Source organism: Mycolicibacter sinensis (assembly GCF_001673565.1).
Classification (GTDB): domain Bacteria; phylum Actinomycetota; class Actinomycetes; order Mycobacteriales; family Mycobacteriaceae; genus Mycobacterium; species Mycobacterium sinense_C.
Map to the genome: position 1 here is coordinate 63250 of NZ_LZMF01000137.1, position 17306 is coordinate 80555.

At 70.2% G+C, this 17306-nt stretch carries 14 protein-coding genes; 2 read left to right on the forward strand and 12 right to left on the reverse strand.

Annotated features, from left to right (window positions below):
- Window positions 1-24 precede the first annotated feature (24 nt).
- A complete protein-coding gene (locus A5648_RS19965; RefSeq protein WP_065026207.1) occupies window positions 25-1137 on the forward strand; it encodes an enolase C-terminal domain-like protein in 1113 nt (370 codons plus the stop codon).
- Here A5648_RS19965 and A5648_RS19970 read toward each other — a convergent pair.
- The 4 genes from A5648_RS19970 to A5648_RS19985 form a co-directional block, all read right to left on the reverse strand.
- On the reverse strand, window positions 1100-4258 hold the full coding sequence (locus tag A5648_RS19970) for an FAD-binding and (Fe-S)-binding domain-containing protein (protein WP_065026208.1): 3159 nt from the start codon (window positions 4256-4258) through the stop codon (window positions 1100-1102). The two genes, A5648_RS19965 and A5648_RS19970, sit on opposite strands and share 38 nt — an antisense overlap.
- Window positions 4258-6075: a thiamine pyrophosphate-requiring protein gene (locus tag A5648_RS19975; RefSeq protein WP_065026209.1), complete on the reverse strand. Its 1818-nt coding sequence runs from the start codon at window positions 6073-6075 to the stop codon at window positions 4258-4260. The genes A5648_RS19970 and A5648_RS19975 overlap by 1 nt, the downstream gene beginning before the upstream one ends.
- 74 nt (window positions 6076-6149) lie before the next feature.
- Window positions 6150-6821 carry a UdgX family uracil-DNA binding protein gene (locus tag A5648_RS19980; RefSeq protein ID WP_065026210.1) on the reverse strand — a complete coding sequence of 224 codons (672 nt, stop codon included), beginning with the start codon at window positions 6819-6821 and terminating at the stop codon, window positions 6150-6152.
- Window positions 6818-7774 (reverse strand): TIGR03557 family F420-dependent LLM class oxidoreductase, encoded by a 957-nt coding sequence (locus A5648_RS19985; RefSeq protein WP_065026211.1) that lies wholly within the window; start codon window positions 7772-7774, stop codon window positions 6818-6820. Before A5648_RS19985 ends, A5648_RS19980 begins: the two co-directional genes overlap by 4 nt.
- Before the next feature lie 88 nt (window positions 7775-7862).
- Between A5648_RS19985 and A5648_RS19990 the strand changes: the two genes are divergently transcribed.
- Window positions 7863-8045: a hypothetical protein gene (locus A5648_RS19990; protein WP_065026212.1), complete on the forward strand. Its 183-nt coding sequence runs from the start codon at window positions 7863-7865 to the stop codon at window positions 8043-8045.
- A gap of 94 nt (window positions 8046-8139) precedes the next feature.
- Here the strand turns inward: A5648_RS19990 and A5648_RS19995 are convergent, their stop codons facing one another.
- Genes A5648_RS19995 through A5648_RS20030 form a run of 8 tightly spaced genes read right to left on the reverse strand, consistent with a single transcriptional unit; the run spans window position 8140 to window position 17221 of the window.
- The gene (locus A5648_RS19995; protein WP_234787488.1) at window positions 8140-9426 is read right to left on the reverse strand and encodes a UDP-glucose dehydrogenase family protein; all 1287 of its coding nucleotides are present in this window, start codon (window positions 9424-9426) and stop codon (window positions 8140-8142) included.
- Complete coding sequence (locus A5648_RS20000; RefSeq protein ID WP_065026214.1) at window positions 9423-10367, reverse strand: glycosyltransferase family 9 protein; 945 nt, start codon at window positions 10365-10367, stop codon at window positions 9423-9425. Before A5648_RS20000 ends, A5648_RS19995 begins: the two co-directional genes overlap by 4 nt.
- Entirely contained in the window at window positions 10358-11062 is a 705-nt protein-coding gene (locus tag A5648_RS20005; RefSeq protein ID WP_065026215.1) for an SDR family oxidoreductase, read from the reverse strand. Before A5648_RS20005 ends, A5648_RS20000 begins: the two co-directional genes overlap by 10 nt.
- Window positions 11063-11090: 28 nt before the next feature.
- Entirely contained in the window at window positions 11091-12476 is a 1386-nt protein-coding gene (locus A5648_RS20010; RefSeq protein ID WP_065026216.1) for a PfkB family carbohydrate kinase, read from the reverse strand.
- Window positions 12476-13048 (reverse strand): D-sedoheptulose-7-phosphate isomerase, encoded by a 573-nt coding sequence (locus tag A5648_RS20015; RefSeq protein WP_065026217.1) that lies wholly within the window; start codon window positions 13046-13048, stop codon window positions 12476-12478. Before A5648_RS20015 ends, A5648_RS20010 begins: the two co-directional genes overlap by 1 nt.
- Window positions 13045-14079 carry a glycosyltransferase family 9 protein gene (locus A5648_RS20020; protein WP_065026218.1) on the reverse strand — a complete coding sequence of 345 codons (1035 nt, stop codon included), beginning with the start codon at window positions 14077-14079 and terminating at the stop codon, window positions 13045-13047. Before A5648_RS20020 ends, A5648_RS20015 begins: the two co-directional genes overlap by 4 nt.
- On the reverse strand, window positions 14076-15572 hold the full coding sequence (locus tag A5648_RS20025) for an HAD-IIIA family hydrolase (protein ID WP_065026219.1): 1497 nt from the start codon (window positions 15570-15572) through the stop codon (window positions 14076-14078). Before A5648_RS20025 ends, A5648_RS20020 begins: the two co-directional genes overlap by 4 nt.
- Window positions 15569-17221: a carbamoyltransferase family protein gene (locus tag A5648_RS20030; protein ID WP_065026286.1), complete on the reverse strand. Its 1653-nt coding sequence runs from the start codon at window positions 17219-17221 to the stop codon at window positions 15569-15571. The genes A5648_RS20025 and A5648_RS20030 overlap by 4 nt, the downstream gene beginning before the upstream one ends.
- Between the last annotated feature and the right edge of the window lie 85 nt (window positions 17222-17306).

Below are 17306 nucleotides of genomic sequence, written 5' to 3' on the forward strand. Positions count from 1 at the left end.
CCGCCTCGCGGGTAGTCACCGGCCATGACTTTGCGCGCAGCCACCGCGATCCCGATCGAATCCGTCGAGGTCTCGGCCTACTCGATCCCCACCGACTCCGCAGAGTCCGACGGCACGCTGACCTGGGACTCGACCACATTCGTGCTGGTCAGCGTCCGCGCCGGGGGAATCGTCGGAACCGGCTACACCTACGGCGGAACGGCGGTGGCCACCGTGGTGGAAGCCAAGCTGGCCGACGTCATCACCGGCGAGGACGCGTTGCAGCCGCCGGCCCGGTGGGCCGGAATGCAGCACGCGGTGCGCAACCTGGGCAAGCCGGGCGTGGTCGCCTCGGCGATCGCCGCGGTCGACATCGCGCTGTGGGACCTACGGGCGCGACTGCTGGACGAGCCGCTGGTCATCACCCTGGGCGCCGTCCACGACACCACCCCGATCTACGGCAGCGGCGGATTCACCTCCTACGACAACGACACCTTGTGCGAGCAGTTGTGCGGCTGGGCCGACGCCGGCATTCCCCGGGTCAAGATGAAGGTCGGTCGCGACCCGGATACCGACGCCAACCGGGTGTCGGCGGCCCGCGCGGCGATCGGCGACGGGATCGAGTTGTTCGTCGACGCCAACGGCGCCTACCACCGCAAACAGGCCCTGTGGTGGGCTCATCGCTACGCCGATTTCGACGTGCGGTGGTTCGAGGAACCGGTCAGCTCCGATGATCTCGAGGGCCTGCACCAGCTGAGCCGCAACGGGCCGCCGGGGATGGACATCACCGCCGGCGAATACGGTTACCACCTACCGTATTTCGAGCAGATGCTGGCCGCCGGCGCGGTCGACTGCCTGCAGGCCGACGTCACCCGCGCACTCGGGATCACCGGTGTGCTCAAAGTCGGCGCGCTCTGCGACGCCCGCGGCATCGACCTGTCGCTGCACTGCGCGCCGCAGATCAGCGCTCAGGTCGGCACGGCGCTGTGGCATCTGCGCCATCTGGAGTACTTCCACGACCATGTGCGGATCGAAAGGCTGGCCTTCGACGGTGTGATCACCCCCGAGCCCGGCGGGGTGCTACGCCCGGACCGCACCTCGCCCGGGCACGGGCTGACCGTCAAACAGGCCGACCTCGACGAGTTCCGCGTCGCCTGAATCCGACGGCAGCGGCCGCCATCCCAGCCGCGACCGCGGCCACCGGCCCGGCGGTCCGGATGACCCGCGTCGAGGTGCCGGGCGCCGGGCGCCCGGGCGGGCGGACAGAGCCGACCTCGGCTGACTCCCGCGCCATGGCCATCAGCTGCCCCAGGTGCAGCGCTGAGGCGGCGCGGGCGTCGGAAAGCTGGGTCTGGCAGGAGAACCCGTTGGCCACCACCGTGGCGCCGGGATTCTTGCGGATGGCCGGAAACAGCGCCTGCTCACCGCAATCCATCGATATCTGGTACTTGCCCTCTTCGAAGCCGAACGATCCGGCCAACCCGCAGCAACCCCCGGATACCGGCTCGACGTCGACACCCATTTTCTGCAGCACCTGCTGGTCGGCGTCGACGCCGCCGGTGGCCCGCTGATGGCAGTGCCCCCACAGCAGGGCCCGCATCCCGGAGGTCTGCGGCACCTCGATATCGAACTTGGCGAAGAATTCCGCGAAGTGATAACTGTTGCGCACCAGCCGCTCGGCGTCGTCATCGTAGGGAAGCAGCTTGGGCAGCTCGTCTTTGAACACCGCCAGGCAGCTCGGCTCCATCCCGACCACCGGTGTGTCATCCCGGATCTCGTCGCGCAGTTGGGAAAGCACGTCCAGCAGATAGCGTTTCGCGATGTCCAGGAAGCCGTAGTCATACAGCGGGCGTCCGCAGCAGAGGTGACCGCGCGGCATGATCACCTGCCAGCCGGCCGCTTCGATGGCCTCCACGCAGGCCACACCGACATCGGTGTGCAGGTGGTTGTTGAAGGTGTCGGGGAACAGGATGACCCGTGGTCCGCCGGAGTTGACGACCGGACGCCGGAAGAACCACTGCTGCAAGCTCATCGGCGCGAACGACGGCAGCGGCCGCTGCCGGTCGATGCCACCGGCGAATTTGGCGATGCGCGAGAGCACCGGCGTATGGGTGGCGAAGTTGGCCAGCTCCGGCACCCTGGCGGCCAGCCGGACGGCCTGATCGATGAAGCCGAAGGCGTAGGCGTAGCGGGGCCGCCACCGGCGCCACGACCGGTAGTGGTGGTAGAGGAACTCCGACTTGTAGGTCGGGATGTCGACGTTGACCGGGCAGTCGTTGGTGCAGCCCTTGCAGGCCAGGCATAGGTCCAGTGCGTCGGCGACTTCTCTGGACTGCCAACCGTCTTGAATCACCTCGCCGCGCAGCATCTCGAACAGCAGCCGCGCGCGGCCCCGGGTGGAGTGCTTTTCCTCCCGGGTGACCTGATAGCTCGGACACATGGTGCCACTGGCCTCCGGCACCCGGCACTTACCCACCCCCACGCAGCGCAAGGCGGCATGCGAGAAGTCGCCGTGATCCTCGGGATAGGCGAACTTCACCGCCGGTCGCGGCGGGTTGTAGTCGGTGCCGAGCTTGAGGTTCTCGTCGAACCGGTAGGCGTCGATGACCTTGCCGGGGTTCATCTTCCACATCGGATCCCAGATCGACTTGAATTCCCGCATCGCCTCGATCAGTCGCGGGCCGTACTGCTTGCCGAGCAGCTCGGCGCGCTGCTGGCCGTCCCCGTGCTCACCCGACATGGATCCGCCGTAGGAGGCCACCAGATCGCCGGCGGCTTCCATGAAATGCCGGTAGGTGGCCAGCCCGTCTTTGTGGCGCAGATCGAAATTCACCCGGGAGTGGATGCAGCCCTCCCCCAGGTGCCCGTACATGGCGCCGCGCAGCCCGTGATCGGCGTAGAGCCGCTGCAGGTCTCGCACGTAGTCCCCGACCCGCGCCGGCGGCACCGCCGAATCCTCCCAGCCGGGCCAGTGATTGCCGCTGTCCACCGGGAACGCCGTCGACCCCAGACCCGCCTCTCGGATAGCCCACAGCTCGGCGCTGTTTCCGCCGTCCTGCTTGCTGCGGGCCATCACGATCCGCTCGGAGTCGAAGCCCTTCGCCTTCTGCAACCACTCGGCGAATCGCTGCGCCTGTGCCGAGGCGTCCTGGGGGTCATCGGAGCCGAACTGCACCATCAGCCACGCCCCGGCCGAATCCGGCTGCGGCAGCGCCGCTCTGCCCTCGGGGTTGACCCCGGTCAGCTCCTGGTCGTGCACCAGCAGCTTGTCCACCGCCTCGCATCCGATCGGTTTGAACTCCAGGATCTCCGGCGCCAGGTCGCCGGCGTCGCCGATCGAGTCGAACGCCACCACCACGACGCTGCGGTGCAGCATCGCCGGGGTGAGCATCACGGTGGCGCTCAGCACCACCGCGCAGGTGCTCTCGGTGCCCACCAGGGCGCGCGCGACGTTGAAACCCTTCTCCGGCAACAATTCGTCGAGGTTGTAACCCGACACCCGCCGCGGTAGCTCGTCGACGTCGGGGTAGCCGTGACGGATGTCCTCGGCGTACCTGTCGCGCAGGTCACGTAATGCCGCATAGATCTCGCCTTTGCGGCCGCCCTGGGCGATGATCGCGTCGATCTTGCCCTCTTCGTTGTTGCCCACCCAGAACCGCGCGCCGTCGTAGGTGATGACCTCCAGGGCGTGGGTGTTGTCCGAGGTGCGCGGTCCGGGCCCGTACAGGTGCGCCTGGATCGAGTGCACGCCGCACGAGTTGTTGCCGATGTTGCCACCTAGCGTGCACCGCGAATGCGACGACGGATCCGGTCCGAACACCAGCCCGTACTCGCCGGTGGTCTTGTTGAGTTGCTCGTTGATCACCCCGGTCTGCACGGTGCACAGCCGCCGGCCGGCGTCGATGTCGACGATCTCGGTCAGATACTTGGAGAAGTCGATGACCACCGCCACGTTGACGGTCTCCCCGGACAGGCTGGTCCCACCACCGCGGCACAGCAGGGGTGCTCGGTAGCCGTGGCAGGCCCGCACGGTCTGCACCACGTCCTCGATGGTCTTGGGCACGACCACCCCGATCGGCACCTGGCGGTAGTTCGACGCGTCATTGGCATACATCGCCTTGGTGCCGGCGTCGAAGCGCACCTCACCTTCGACGTGACGGCGCAACTGTTTTTCCAGGCCGATCACGTTGACCCGGTCGACCGCCGCCATCCCGGCGACGAACCGGGTGTCCGGCCGGGCGGGAATCTGCTCGGTGTGCCGGTGGCCGAGCAGGCCCATCAATCGTCCTTGTCGCGCAGGTCCCGCACCGTCTGCTTGGCCGACTCGGTGAACTCGTGCATCTTCTGCTTGGCGCCCTTGGTGGCGATGCTGACCCGGTCGGGATCCTTGATCATCGCCTTGGCGGTGTTCTTCGCGATGTCCATCCGGATCTGCGGCGGCACCGGTGCGACATCGGGGTCGACGACCACTTCCAGCACCACCGGGGTGGTGGCCGACAGCGCCTGATCCCAGGCATTCCCGATGTCCTTCGGGTCATCGCAGCGGATACCGGTCAGGCCCAGCAGCTTGGCGAACTCGGCGTACGGCACATCCGGAATGTATTGGGAGCCCTCGAATTTCTTCTCCCCGCCCATCGCGCGCTGCTCGAAGGTGACCTGGTTGAGATCCTGGTTGTTGAACACGCAGAAGATCAACGGGCCCTTGGACAACCGCTCCTTGTAGCGCTTGACGGTGATCATCTCGGCCATGCCGTTCATCTGGAACACCCCGTCGCCCACCAGAGCGATCACCGGGCGACCCGGATGTGCCAGCTTGGCGGCGATCGCATACGGCGTGCCGGGCCCCATCGTGGCGAGGTTGCCGGCCAGTGAGGCGGCCATCCCCGGCCGCAGCCGCAGATGCCGCGCCCACCAGTTGGCCACCGAGCCGGCATCGGTGGTGATGACGGAGTTGTCGGGCAGCCGCTTGGACAGCTCGTGCACCACCAGTTCGGGGTTGAGCGGGTTCGCCTTGTCGTGAGCCCGCTTGTCGAGCACCCGCCACCACTCCTGCACCTCGCCTTCGATCTTCTTGCGCCAGGACCGGTCGTCTTTGCGCTTGAGTAGCGGGATCAGCTCTTGCAAGGTGTCTTTGGAGTCACCGATCAGATTGGCGTCCATCGGGTACCGCACGCCTATCATCCGGCCGTCGTGGTTGATCTCCACTCCGCGGCACTGCCCTTCCTTGGGCAACCACTCGGCATAGGGGAAGCTGGAGCCGATCATGAACAAGGTGTCGGCCCCCGACATCATCGCTTCGCTGGCCGTGGAGCCGAGCAGCCCGATCGGGCCGGTGACATAGGGCAGATCATCGGGCAGCGAGGCCCGCCCCAAGGAGGTCTTGGCCACCCCGGCGCCCAGCAATTCGGCGACCTGCACCACCTCGTCTGACGCGTCGGCGGCGCCGGCGCCGATGAGGATCGCCACCTTCTTGGCGTCGTTGAGAATGTCGGCCGCCTTCTGCAGTTCGGGCTTCGCCGGCAACATCCGCGACCGGCTCCAGCCGACGCTGCTGTACACCGCGCCGTGCATCCGCGGTGGCGAGGGCACCGCGTCTTCCTCGGCGACGTCCTCCGGCAGGATGATGGTGGCCACCGTCCGATTTGTCAGTGCCACCTTGCACGCCCGGTCCACCAGGTGCCTGGCTTGTACGGGCGCCATGCAGGTTTGGATGAAGTCGGATGAGACGTCCTTGTACAGCGACATCGGGTCGATCTCCTGCTGGAATGCCGCACCCAGCGACATCCGCTTCTGTTGACCGACGATGGCGACCACCGGCTGGTGGTCGAGTTTCGCGTCGTAGAGCCCGTTGAGCAGGTGGATCGCACCGCCGCCGGAGGTGGCCAGACAACACCCGAGCTCGCCGGTGAACTTGGCGTGCCCGGTCGCCATGAACGCGCCCATCTCCTCGTGCCGGGGCTGGATCAGCTCCGGGTCGCCGTTGGCCCGGTCAAGTGCGCCGAGCATGGAGAGGATGCCGTCGCCGGGATATCCGAAGATCCGGCGCACCCCCCATTGGCGTAACCGGTCGATGATGAAGTCCGCGGTTTTCGGCATTGTGCGCTCCCTTCTCTGGGCTGACGGTTACCCGTCACCCTCGTTGCCAAACGCCGCTTGTCGGGCACCGCCCGTCACACCACGGCCCTGTTCTCTCCTGTCACAGCAGCGCCGGCCACCAGCAGGTCGTCGACGAAGGCGCGGTAGGCCTCCTGCCGGTCGGTGCGGTCCCGCAGCACCGCCGAGGGATGCACGGTGGCCAGCACCCGGGCCCGGCTGCGCCCTCCCGCCGCGTCCGGCAGCCGCAGCAGCTTGCCGCGCCCGGTGGAGATCCGGAATGCGGTACCCAGCAACGACTGCGCGGCGGTGGCACCCAGGCAGACCACCAGTTGCGGCCGGACCGCTTCGATCTCGGCGATCAGCCAGGGCCGGCACGCCACCACCTCGGTACGGCCGGGTTTCTGGTGGATCCGGCGTTTGCCCTCCCGGCGGGTGAACTTGAAATGTTTGACCGCGTTGGTCGCATAGATCAGCTCCGGGTCGATTCCCGCGTCGTGTATCGCACGATCCAACAGCCGGCCGGCCGGGCCGACGAAGGGGTGGCCCTGACGGTCCTCCTGATCGCCGGGCTGTTCACCGACCAGCATCAGCGGTGCGCCACGGCGGCCTTCGCCGAACACGGTCTGGGTGGCGTCGCGGTACAGCTCGCAGCCGTGACACCCTGCGGCGGCATCCCGCAGTGCGCCCAGCGTCCGCTTGTCGGGTAGATAACGCTGCGCGCCTGGCACTTTCGTGGTTGCGCTCACGCCGCCAGCTCCGGCGCGATCTCGGACTCCCAGAAGGTGAAGAACTGCTCCTGGTCCGGACCGATCTGCTGAACGTAGAGTTCGTCGAAGCCGGCGTCGGCGAATTCCTTTATCCGGTCCAGATACGGTTTGGCGTCCGGGCCGGCCGGCACTGCCTGTGCCACCGCATCGGTGGTGACCAGGCTCGAGGCCTGCTCGAAATGCGTGGGGGTGGGCAGGTTCTGGCCCAGTTCACCGGGTAGCTGCTCACTGGGCCACAACTCGTGCGCGGTCCGCACCCCCTCCTCTTTCGACGCCGCGTAGCACACCTTGAACCCGGCCTGGCTGGGCTTGCCCATCCCGCCGGCATGGTGGAACTCCGAGACCAGCGCGGCATCGGGCATGCTGCACTGGTAACCGTCGCCGATCCGGCCCGCCAGCCGCGCCGAGTGCGGTCCGTAACCAGACACGTAGATCGGAGTGGGCGCCGGCGGCAGCGTGTAGAGCCGGGCGTTCTCCACCGTGTAGTAGCGCCCATGGTGATTGACCTGTTCGCCGGTGAACAGCTCACGGATCACCGCCACGGCCTCATCAAGCATGCCGCGCCGGACCGCGGCCGGTGGCCAGCGCCGGCCGGTGATGTGCTCGTTCAGCGCCTCTCCGGTGCCCACGCCCAAGACGAAGCGGCCCTCGTGCAGCGCGGCGCTGGTCGCCGCCGCCTGCGCGATCACCGCCGGGTGGGTGCGCACGATCGGGCAGGTGACCGCGGTGGTGATCGGCAGCCTGCAGGATTGCGACAGCGCTCCGATTACCGACCACACGAACGCGCTCTGGCCTTGGGCGTCGGTCCAGGGATGGAAATGATCGGAGATCCACAGCGCCTCGAAACCGGCCTGCTGAGCCCGGACCGCCTGGCGGACCAGGTCGTTGGGGTGAAACTCCTCGCAGGACAACGCATACCCCAGGGTTGTCATGAGGCAGGCATACCCGCCATGGCGGCGGCTAATCGTGGTTGGCGGTTTCCGCGGGAATCAGGGCGTGGTTGTCGCAGGGTGGGCCGGAGTGGGTGTGGCGTCGGCCGGCTTGCGGGTCGTCTGCGGCCCGGAGGACGTCGGCGTCATGGTGGTCGACGAAGCGGCCGCCGGAGACGGGGTGGCCGGATCAGCGGGGGCGGTCGGAGTCGTCGCCACCACGATGTACGTGGCCACCGCCGCCGCGGCGAGCGCCGTCCCTACCAAAATGTGATTTCGCGTGGCCATGATGTTCCTCCCCGGATGTTTGCCCGCCAGGCGCGGGCGCGTGAGGGTGTTTACCCCCGAGCTTTGGGCGTCAACCGGGGTCAGTAGCCGCCCGGCGTTCCGTTGCCCAGGCAGGCTAGCCGGGCCCCGCCCACGGCATGGCGGTCGACGATGTTGCGGGTGTCGACGACCACGGCACCGGCAGCGGCGCATCGGGCGACCGCCTCCCAATCCAGCTCGGCGAAGTCGGGCCATTCGGTGAGCACCACGATCGCGTCGGCATCCTTGGCGGCGACGTAGGGATCGTCGGCGACCGCGATCGGCAGCTGTGCGGTGTCGATCATCTCCAGCCGCGGGTCATAGGCGGTCACCTGGGCGCCGACCCGTTGCAGGCCGGCGCAGACCGCGATCGCCGGGGAGTCCCGGATGTCGCTGGTACCGGCCTTGAACGTCAGACCCAGCACCGCGACCTTCAGCTCGGTCAGCGGTCGGCCGGCCCGCTGCCGCAGCATGGCGGCGATCCGGTGCACCTGGGCGGCGTTGGTCGCCCGCGCGGATTCGATCTCCCGCAATTCCACCCCGTGCGCCCGGCCGGTGCACACCAGTGCCGCGCTGTCCTTCGGCAGGCACGAGCCGCCCCAGCCCGGGCCCGGCCGCAGGAAGTGTGGGCCGATCCGCGGGTCGGCGCCCATGCACCGGGCGATGTCGGCGATATCGGCGCCGACCCGGCTGGAAAGCTGGGCCAGCGAGTTGACGAAGGACAGTTTGACCGCCAGGAAGGCGTTGCTGGCGTACTTGGCCAGCTCCGCGCTCTCCTGGCTCATCCGCAACACCGACTGCCCGGGGTACAGCTGCGCCACCACGTCGGCCGCCGCGCCGTCGTCGGCTCCGATCACCACCCGGTCAGGATGCTGAAAATCCTTGACGGCGAAACCCTCCCGGAGAAACTCCGGGTTGGCCACGACGTGGATAGCCCCCGGCGCCAGTGCCGCACCGAGGCGGCGGCAGGTGCCAGGCGGGACAGTGGATTTGACCGCCACCGTCGACCCCGGCGCCATCGTGTCGGCAAGGCGCGCCACCGCGCGTTCGACGGCGCGCAGGTCGGCGTTGCCGTTGTCGCCGGTGGGCGTCGGTACGCAGACGAAGACGACGTCGCGGTCGGCCAGTAGGCGGTAATCGCCGGTGACCCGCAAGGTTTCGTGCGCCAGCCCGGCGCGCAGCAACTCGGCGATGCCCGGTTCGTCGATCTCGGCGTATCCGGCGCGCAGCTGGGCGACACGGCGCCGGTCGGTGTCGATGCACACCGTGTCCACCCCGTCGGCGGCCAGACACACCGCGCTGGTCAAGCCGACATATCCGGCACCGATGACACCGACGCGTGACGTCATGCGCATTCCGCGAGGACGTCTCGGGCCGCCGCGATGACGCGCGCCGCGGTGATCAGCAGCAGTCCCGCATCCGGCCGATCGGCGTGCGGGTCGCCGCGGTCACCGGCCCAGATGGCGACGTGCGGGCCCGGGCCGCGCGGGCCCCAGTGCGCCGGTGGGGTCGGGCCGAACAGCAGCACCGAGGCGGTTCCGGTGGCGGTGGCGACGTGCCCGATGCCGGTATCCCCGCACACCAGCAGCCGGGCGTCGCTGATCAACGCCACCATGCCCAGCAGGTCCAGTTCACCGGCGAGCACCGACGATGATCTCAAGCCGGCGTAGGCGGCGACGATCTCGGCCAGCGAACGTTCAGCGGCCGAGCCGGTCACCACCACCCGGTGCCCGGCACGGCTCAGCGCCGCGGCGACGGCGGCGAACCGCTCCGGAGGCCAGCGCCGCGCCGGCGCCGCGGCACCGGGATGAATCACCACGACACCGTCTCGGCGCGGATATCCCGGTGGCCTGCCGATGCCGAGTTCGTCAGTCCGGCAGGAGATTCCCGCGGATTCGAGCAGCATGCACCAGCGGTCCACGTCGTGCAGGTCGTCGCGCCAGGGCGGCCCGCTCACCGCCGGGTGATCGCAGTTTCCGTGACTGATCACGGTTTTCGCGCCGGTGGGCAGCAGGTCGGCGATGCTCTGTGGGCCCCGCCCGTGCAGGTTGACCGCCACCTCCGGCGCCGGGCCGGACCACCGCAACGTACCGAGGCCGGCGGTCGGCACCACCTCGTCCACCGCGCCGCACAACAGCGCCAGCGGTGCCAGCGGCTCGCGCGTGGCCAGCACGATCCGCGCCGACGGGTATGCCCGGCGCAGCCCGCGCAGCGCCGGCACGCCGGTGAGCAGGTCGCCCACTCCCAGCGCCCGCAGCACCAGCACGGTGGCGCTGCTGGCTACGGCCACGACGCTTCCTCGCTGGAGCACACCACCATTTCCCGGATCTCGCTACCGGCCGGCTGGCGCAGCGCGAACAGCACCGCCTCGGCCACCTGGTCGGGGTCGTTGAGTTTGGCGTCCGGCGGCGGCTTGTACTGCTCGGGGCGCCCGTCGAAGAACGGCGTGGTCATCCCGCCCGGGATGAGCAGGGTTACGCCGACTTCACCGGCGAGTTCGGCGGCCAGTGCCCGGGTGAAGCCGACCACCCCGAACTTGGATGCGCAGTAGGCAGTGGCGTCGCTGACCGCTTTGATGCCCAGCGTCGATGCGCAGGTGACGATCCGGGCGTCGCCCCCGGCGTCGAGATATGGCAGTGCGGCGCGGATCACCGCGGCGGTGCCCAACAGGTTGACGTGCAGCACCCGTTCCCAGTCTTTGGCCGGGACGCGATCCAGCCGCCCGCAGCTGTCGATGCCCGCCGGCGTGAACACCCCGCGCAACGGTTGGTCGGCGGTGCCGGCCAGATCGGCGACGGCGTCCTCGACCGCCGCGGTGTCGGCGAGATCGGCGCACCGGTAGGCCCCACCACCCAGGTTCTCGGCCGGTGGGTTGATGTCGATCACCAGCGGTGTCCCACCGGCTCGCCGCACCGCGCGGACGGTGGCCGCGCCCAGCCCGGACGCACCGCCGGCGATCAAGATGTTGCCCAGCTCTGCTGTCATTTCCCTCTCACACACCTCTCCTTTTTGGTCAGCGGGCGGCGGCGATCAGCTTCGACGACGAGTAGCCCGGGATGGTGGGAAGCACCATCACCTGGCCGCCGTGGCGGCGCACCGTGTCCGCCTCGGGCAGCTCCACGCCGCCGTAGTCGCCACCTTTGACCCAGATGTCGGGGCGCAGCCGCTCCAGCACGGTGGTCGGCGAGGTCTCATGGAAAATCGCCACGCCGTCCACGCAGGCCAGCGCGGCCAGCACCCGGGCGCGGTCCTCGGCGGCCACCACCGGGCGTCCGGCGCCTTTGAGCGCCCGCACCGAATCGTCGGAGTTGATCAGCACCACCAGCGCATCGCCGAGGTCGCGTGCCCGGCGCAGCAACCGGATATGTCCGGTGTGGAGCAGGTCGAAGCACCCGCCGGTTGCCACCAGCGTGCCGCCGGCCCGCCGGACCCGATGGGCCAGCGCCGTCACCGCCGCCATCCCGGTGACCGCGCCGCCCGGGGTGGTCAGCTCGATCCCGCCCGGCATCGGCATGGCACTGGACACTCCGGCCGCACCGCCGGTCGCCACGAAGCGAGAAGCATCGGCCACCGCGGCGGTGGCGGCCGTCAGCGCGTCGGCGCCGTCGGCCAGCGCCAGCGCGGCGGCTACCGCGAAACGGTCTCCGGCACCGCAGGTATCGCTGCGGCCGGCGGCGGTGCCGGGCGAGTGGATGTGGTGGGCGGCGTGCCGCGCGTCGGCGAACAGCGCCCCGCCGGCGCCCAGCGTGACGCTGACGGCGCCCGCGCTCCAGGCTCGCCGCAGCGCGTCGGCCCGCTGCCCGCCGCCGGCCGAGGGTGCGAAAATCTTCGCTTCGGCGTCGTTCGGGGTCACCAGGGCACACCGCGGGATCGGCACCGCTCCGCGCGGGTGCGGGTCCCAGACCACGGGCGTGTGTGCCGCCGCGGCGGTCAGCGCGACACGCAGCTTCTCGTGGGAGGCAACGCCGTGGCCGTAGTCGGCGACGCAGATCGCGGCGGCCTCGCCGAACAGCTCGCCGATCTCGGCGGGCAGTCGCTCGTCGGCCGCATAGCCGTCGCCGTGGTCGAGGCGCACCACCGATTGCCCGCCGGCCCGGATCCGGATCTTGCTGAGCGTGCCGCCGCACAGTGGCAGCCCCACCACCCGGATGCCCGGGTGGTCGTCGGCGAAGATCTTGGCCAGGCTACGGCCGGTGGCGTCGTCGGCGGTGGCGGTGACCAGCACGACGTCGGGATACTCCCGGGCGGCCAGCACCGCCGCCAGGCCGGCTCCGCCGGGCCGCTGCCAGATCCGCTCGGGGTCGACCACCGGGACCGGCGCCTCCGGGGACAGGCGGCTGGCCGAGCCGTCCACATCGACGTCGAGCATCGAATCACCTATCACCACAAGCGGTTTCATCACAGCACCCGTTCGCTGTCGAGCAGCACGGCGTCCACGGCCATGCACAGGCTGTGCACCAGCAGCAGGTGGATCTCTTGGACGGTGGCCGTCGAATCGGCTTCCACGCCGATGCCGTCGTCGCTCATCGTCAGCAGCGGGTTGGGCGCCGGCCCGGTCAACGACCAGGTGGTCACGCCGATCTCCTGCGCCGCCTTCACCGCGGCCAACACGTTGCGGCTGGTGCCACTGGTGGACAGCGAGATCAGCACGTCCCCGCGGCGCCCGTGGGCACGCACCCCCCGAGCGAACATCTCCTCGGCGCCGTAGTCGTTGACGATCGCGGTGGACGCCGAAGTGTCGGCGTGTAATGCGATGGCCGACAGGGGTTCTCGTTCATGATGGAAGCGGCCCACCAGTTCCGCGGTCAGATGCTGGGCCTCGGCTGCACTGCCGCCATTGCCGCAGGCCAGCAGCCGGCCGCCGCCGGTCAGCACCTCGGCCAGCCGCGCCCCCCAATCCGACAGCTGGGTGGCCGCCGGGCGTACCCGGGCGATCGCTCGCTCCAGCTCGGTCATATGCCGTGCGATCATGCCGCACCTCTTCCGTTTCGGGGACTTCCGATTTCGGCCACGGCCGCCACCACGTCACCGGCGGCGATGCCGTCCAGACAGGGATGGCCCGCGACGGGACAGTTTCGGGCCCGGCTGCCGCGGCACGGCGCACTCTGATCGCCGCACAGCACTACCGGGACGCCGTAGGGACTCCAGCGCTCGGCGGGCACCACCGGCGCGAACAGCGAGACGATCGGCGCCCCGACCGCCGCGGCGAGGTGCGCCGGTCCGGTGTTGGGCGCCACCACCGCCCGGGCACCGGCGAACACCGCACCGAGTTCGGCCAGCGTGGTGCGCCCGCCCAGGTCGGTTGCCATCTCACCGGCGACGGTCGCGGTGAGCTCCCGCTCGGCGGCGGAGCCGGTGACGACGACGTGATGACCGGTCCGCGCCAGCGCGCGCACCAGCTCGGCGGATTTGCCCGCCGGGGGCTGGCGCGCCGGCACCGCGGCTCCGGGATGGAACGCCACGTAGCCGCCGCCGAGCGCCGCGCGCAGCGGCCCGGGCAGCGGCGGTAATCCCTTGACCCGCAGCCGCCCGTCGTCGCCGGGCGGCAACCGCCAGCCGGCGGCCCGGGCCAGCGACAGGGCCCGCAGCGGTTCGGGGATGTCACCGGGGTCGGGGTGGCGAAGGTCCAGCAGGGTGCCGGGGTAGTCGGCGCAGATCGCGCCGATCCAGCGCACGCCCGCCATCCGGCCGATCAGCGCCAGCGGCAGCGGCGACTGGTGAAACGAGGTGAGAATCAGCAGTGCGTCAGGCCGTTCGGCCGCCAGCAAGCCGATCAGTTCGGTCACCGCCGCCGCGGTCACCGGACCGGCGTCGAAGTCCACCCAGCCGGCACGCCACCGCACCACCCGGTCCACCCCGGGCAGCAGCTCGGCGGCGACGGCGCCGCGCGGGCCGGCAAGAAACACCACCCGGTCGTGGGCCGCGGCGACGGCACGCACCGCCGGGCCGCTGATCAGCACGTCGCCGAGACTGTCGAGCCGCGCGACCACCGCGGTGCTCATCGAATCCCCTTGAGCACCAGCGACACCGCCGCATTCAGGGAGCGAGCCACCGCGGCAGTGGCACGCGCGTCGGCGATCTCGGCGGTCCGGGTGCGCCCGGTCGGCACCAGGATGGCGTCGGCCTGCGCAGCCAGCGCGGCGGCCACATCGCCGCCGGTGTCGCCGATCATCACGCAGCGACTGGGCTGCACGTCCAACGCGTCGGCGGCCGCCGCGACCAGGCCGGGAGCCGGTTTGCGGCAGCCGCAGCCGTCGCCGTCGTCGTGCTGGCAGACCTGCCAGCTGTCGAACGGCCCGAGCAGTTCGTCCACCCGGGAGTTGACCGCGGCCAACTGCTCGGGGCTGATCAAGCCTTTGGCCACCCCCGATTGATTGCTCACCACCGCCAGCCGCAGACCATGCCGGCGCAGCCGCGCCAACGCGCGACGGGCGTGCGGCAGCGGAACCACCCCGTCCGGATCGGCCAGGTACGGGCCGTCCTGAATCAGGGTGTCGTCGCGGTCCAGCAGCACCGCCAGCGGCGGTTCGGCCAGCGCATTGCGGAACCGCAGAGCGCCGCGGATCCGGTAGGTCACCGCGACGGGCGGAATCAGCGCACTGCTCACCACCATCGCCGCGATCTCGCGGCCACCTCGGGGCCCGGCGGCGATCCGGCGCAGCGCGAATTCTGCCGTGAGCCCCAGCCAGCCCCATGCCCCGGCCCGCAGCATCGAGCGCCGGCCGGTGAGCATGCCCAGCACCGCGAGCAGCCCGGCACCGCAGCTGATCACGTGCAGCGGCAGTCGTCCGCGTCCCTCGCCGATCGCGCTGCGCCACCCGCGGCCGTGCTTGCGGCGCATCAGCGCGTCATCACGATTGCCGCGCTGCGCCGCGACGCTGCCCCATAGGCTGCTGCGCGCGGGAATCGGATGCACCGATTCACGGCTGCCGACGGTGATTCGGCCCCCGGCCCGGGTGAGCCGCAAGGCGATGTCGGCGTCCTCGCGGTAGGCCCGCGGGAAACGCTCATCGAAGCCGCCGCAGGCCACCAGCGCGTCGCGCCGGTAGGCCATGTCGGCGGTGATCCATCGGGCGCCGTCCAGGCGCAGGGTGCGCCGTTCGTCGTCGGACGGGCGGCGATCCGCCGGCGCCGGCACCACGATCCTGGCCTGGGATCCGACCACCTCGGGGCCGGCGGCCCGCAGGTCGGCTTCCAGGCGGGTGCACCAGTTCTCGCCGGTCTCCACGTCGTCGTCGAGGAAGCAGATCCAGTCCGTCCGGGCCGCGCGCCAGCCGACGTTGCGGGCGGCGGCCGGCCCGCGCCCGCCGGAGTGCAGCACGGTGACCGGCAGAAAACCTGCCTCGGGCCACAGCGGCCGCGGCGGTCCCGGCCGGTCGTCGACGATGATCACCTCACCGGCCGGCAGGCGATCGCCTCCGCACAACGCAACCAGCAGCCGATTCAGTGACGGGCGCCCGATGGTGGGGATCACCACCGCATAGCTCGGTGTCATTGCGCATGCCGCCGAATCAGGAAGGGCCCCAACGCCAATGCGTCGATCGGGGCGCTGCCGAAGCATTCCAGCGCGTCGCGCGGGCTGTCCACCATCGGCCGCCCGGCGGTGTTGAAGCTGGTGTTGACCACCACCGGCACACCGGTGCGCTGGGCGAACGCGCTGATCATCGCGTGCAGCAGCGGCTGGTCGGTGTCGACGGTCTGGATGCGCGCGGTGCCGTCGACGTGGGTGACCGCGGGAATGCGGTCGCGCCACGCCTCGACGACATCGTGCACGAACAGCATGTACGGGCTGGGCAGTGGGCCGCCGGTGAAGATCTCGGCGGCCCACTCGGCGAGCACCATCGGTGCGACCGGGCGGAACTGTTCGCGGCCCTTGACCCGGTTGAGCCGCTCCAGGTTGCCGGCGCGGCGGGGGTCGGCCAGCAGCGACCGGTTGCCCAGTGCCCGCGGACCGAATTCGGAGCGGCCCTGGAACCATCCGACGATCCCGTCACCGGCCAGGACTTCGCCGACCGCGACGGCGATATCGTCGGGGCGTTCATACCGGATGTCGGCGTCGGTCAGCGCGGCGGCGATCGCGTCATCGGTGAACGAGCGGCCCAGCGACGCCGACGGCATCGGCGAGATCGCTGAACCGCCCAGCTCAGCCGCCACGGCCAGTGCCGCCCCCAGCGCGGTGCCGGAATCACCGGCGGCCGGCTGCACCCAGATCGCGCGGAAGTCGCCCCGGTTGAACAACGCGGTGTTGGCCACGCAGTTCAGCGCCACTCCCCCGGCCAGGCACAGACTGTCGGCCTTGGTGTGCGCCGCCAGCCAGGCCACCGTGTCGGCCAGCACCTGCTCGACCACCCGCTGCACGCTGCAGGCCAGGTCGGCGTGCGCCGGGTCCAGGCCGTCCTCATCGCGGCGGCGGGGCCGGGTGAGCTCGGCGAAGTCGACGCCCTGGGTGCGAAAGGTGCCGTCCGGGCAGGAGTACACCCGCTTGCGCAACTCCTCGGCGTAGACGGGCCGGCCGTAGGAGGCCATCGCCATCACCTTGTACTCGTCGCTGGACCGGGTGAACCCGAGGTGCTCGGTGAGGTCTTCGTAGAGCAGGCCTAGTGAATGCGGTAACGCTTGGGAGGCAAGGATATCCAGCTTCTGGTCGCGGTACTCGCCGGCCAGCATCGAGGTGGCCTCACCGCGGCCGTCGACCACCAGCACGGCGCTGTCGCGAAACGGGGACGCCAGCGCCGCCGATGCCGCGTGCGCCACGTGGTGCCGCACGTGCCGCACCACGCCGGGGTCCAGGCCGGGCAGTGCCGCGGCCAGAAACAGCGGGGCCCGGCGGGCGTACATGGTGCGCAGGTGCTCCCAGTCGCGGTCCTGGCCTTCGAGCACCTCGCCTTCGGCTGAACCGGCCTCAGCCAGCGCGGGGTCATAGGAGTAGCCGACCGCGTCGAGGTCTTCCGCCCCGATCCCGCCCTGCTCCAGACACCACCGGGCGGCGCGCACCGGCAGTTCCCAGGTAGAGAACGCCACCGCCTGCTTGCCGTGCTTGCGCCGGGTGAACCGCTCCTCTTCGGCCGCCGCGACGATCCGGCCGTCGACGACCAGGGCGGCGGCCGGGTCGTGAAAGACCGCGTTGACGCCAAGCACCCGCACCAGAACCACCCCCCGACCGCGAGAACCGCTTTGCTAGCACAGGAGATACCCACCAGCACCGTTGCTAAACGGCGGTTGAACAGGG

Bases quoted from the DNA above. Each gene is read 5' to 3' on its own strand.
- A5648_RS19965 (WP_065026207.1), top strand. From the start codon at position 25: ATGACTTTGCGCGCAGCCACCGCGATCCCGATCGAATCCGTCGAGGTC.
- A5648_RS19970 (WP_065026208.1), bottom strand. From the start codon at position 4,258: ATGGGCCTGCTCGGCCACCGGCACACCGAGCAGATTCCCGCCCGGCCG.
- A5648_RS19975 (WP_065026209.1), bottom strand. From the start codon at position 6,075: ATGCCGAAAACCGCGGACTTCATCATCGACCGGTTACGCCAATGGGGG.
- A5648_RS19985 (WP_065026211.1), bottom strand. From the start codon at position 7,774: ATGACAACCCTGGGGTATGCGTTGTCCTGCGAGGAGTTTCACCCCAAC.
- A5648_RS19995 (WP_234787488.1), bottom strand. From the start codon at position 9,426: ATGACGTCACGCGTCGGTGTCATCGGTGCCGGATATGTCGGCTTGACC.
- A5648_RS20005 (WP_065026215.1), bottom strand. From the start codon at position 11,062: ATGACAGCAGAGCTGGGCAACATCTTGATCGCCGGCGGTGCGTCCGGG.
- A5648_RS20010 (WP_065026216.1), bottom strand. From the start codon at position 12,476: ATGAAACCGCTTGTGGTGATAGGTGATTCGATGCTCGACGTCGATGTG.
- A5648_RS20015 (WP_065026217.1), bottom strand. From the start codon at position 13,048: ATGATCGCACGGCATATGACCGAGCTGGAGCGAGCGATCGCCCGGGTA.
- A5648_RS20020 (WP_065026218.1), bottom strand. From the start codon at position 14,079: ATGAGCACCGCGGTGGTCGCGCGGCTCGACAGTCTCGGCGACGTGCTG.
- A5648_RS20025 (WP_065026219.1), bottom strand. From the start codon at position 15,572: ATGACACCGAGCTATGCGGTGGTGATCCCCACCATCGGGCGCCCGTCA.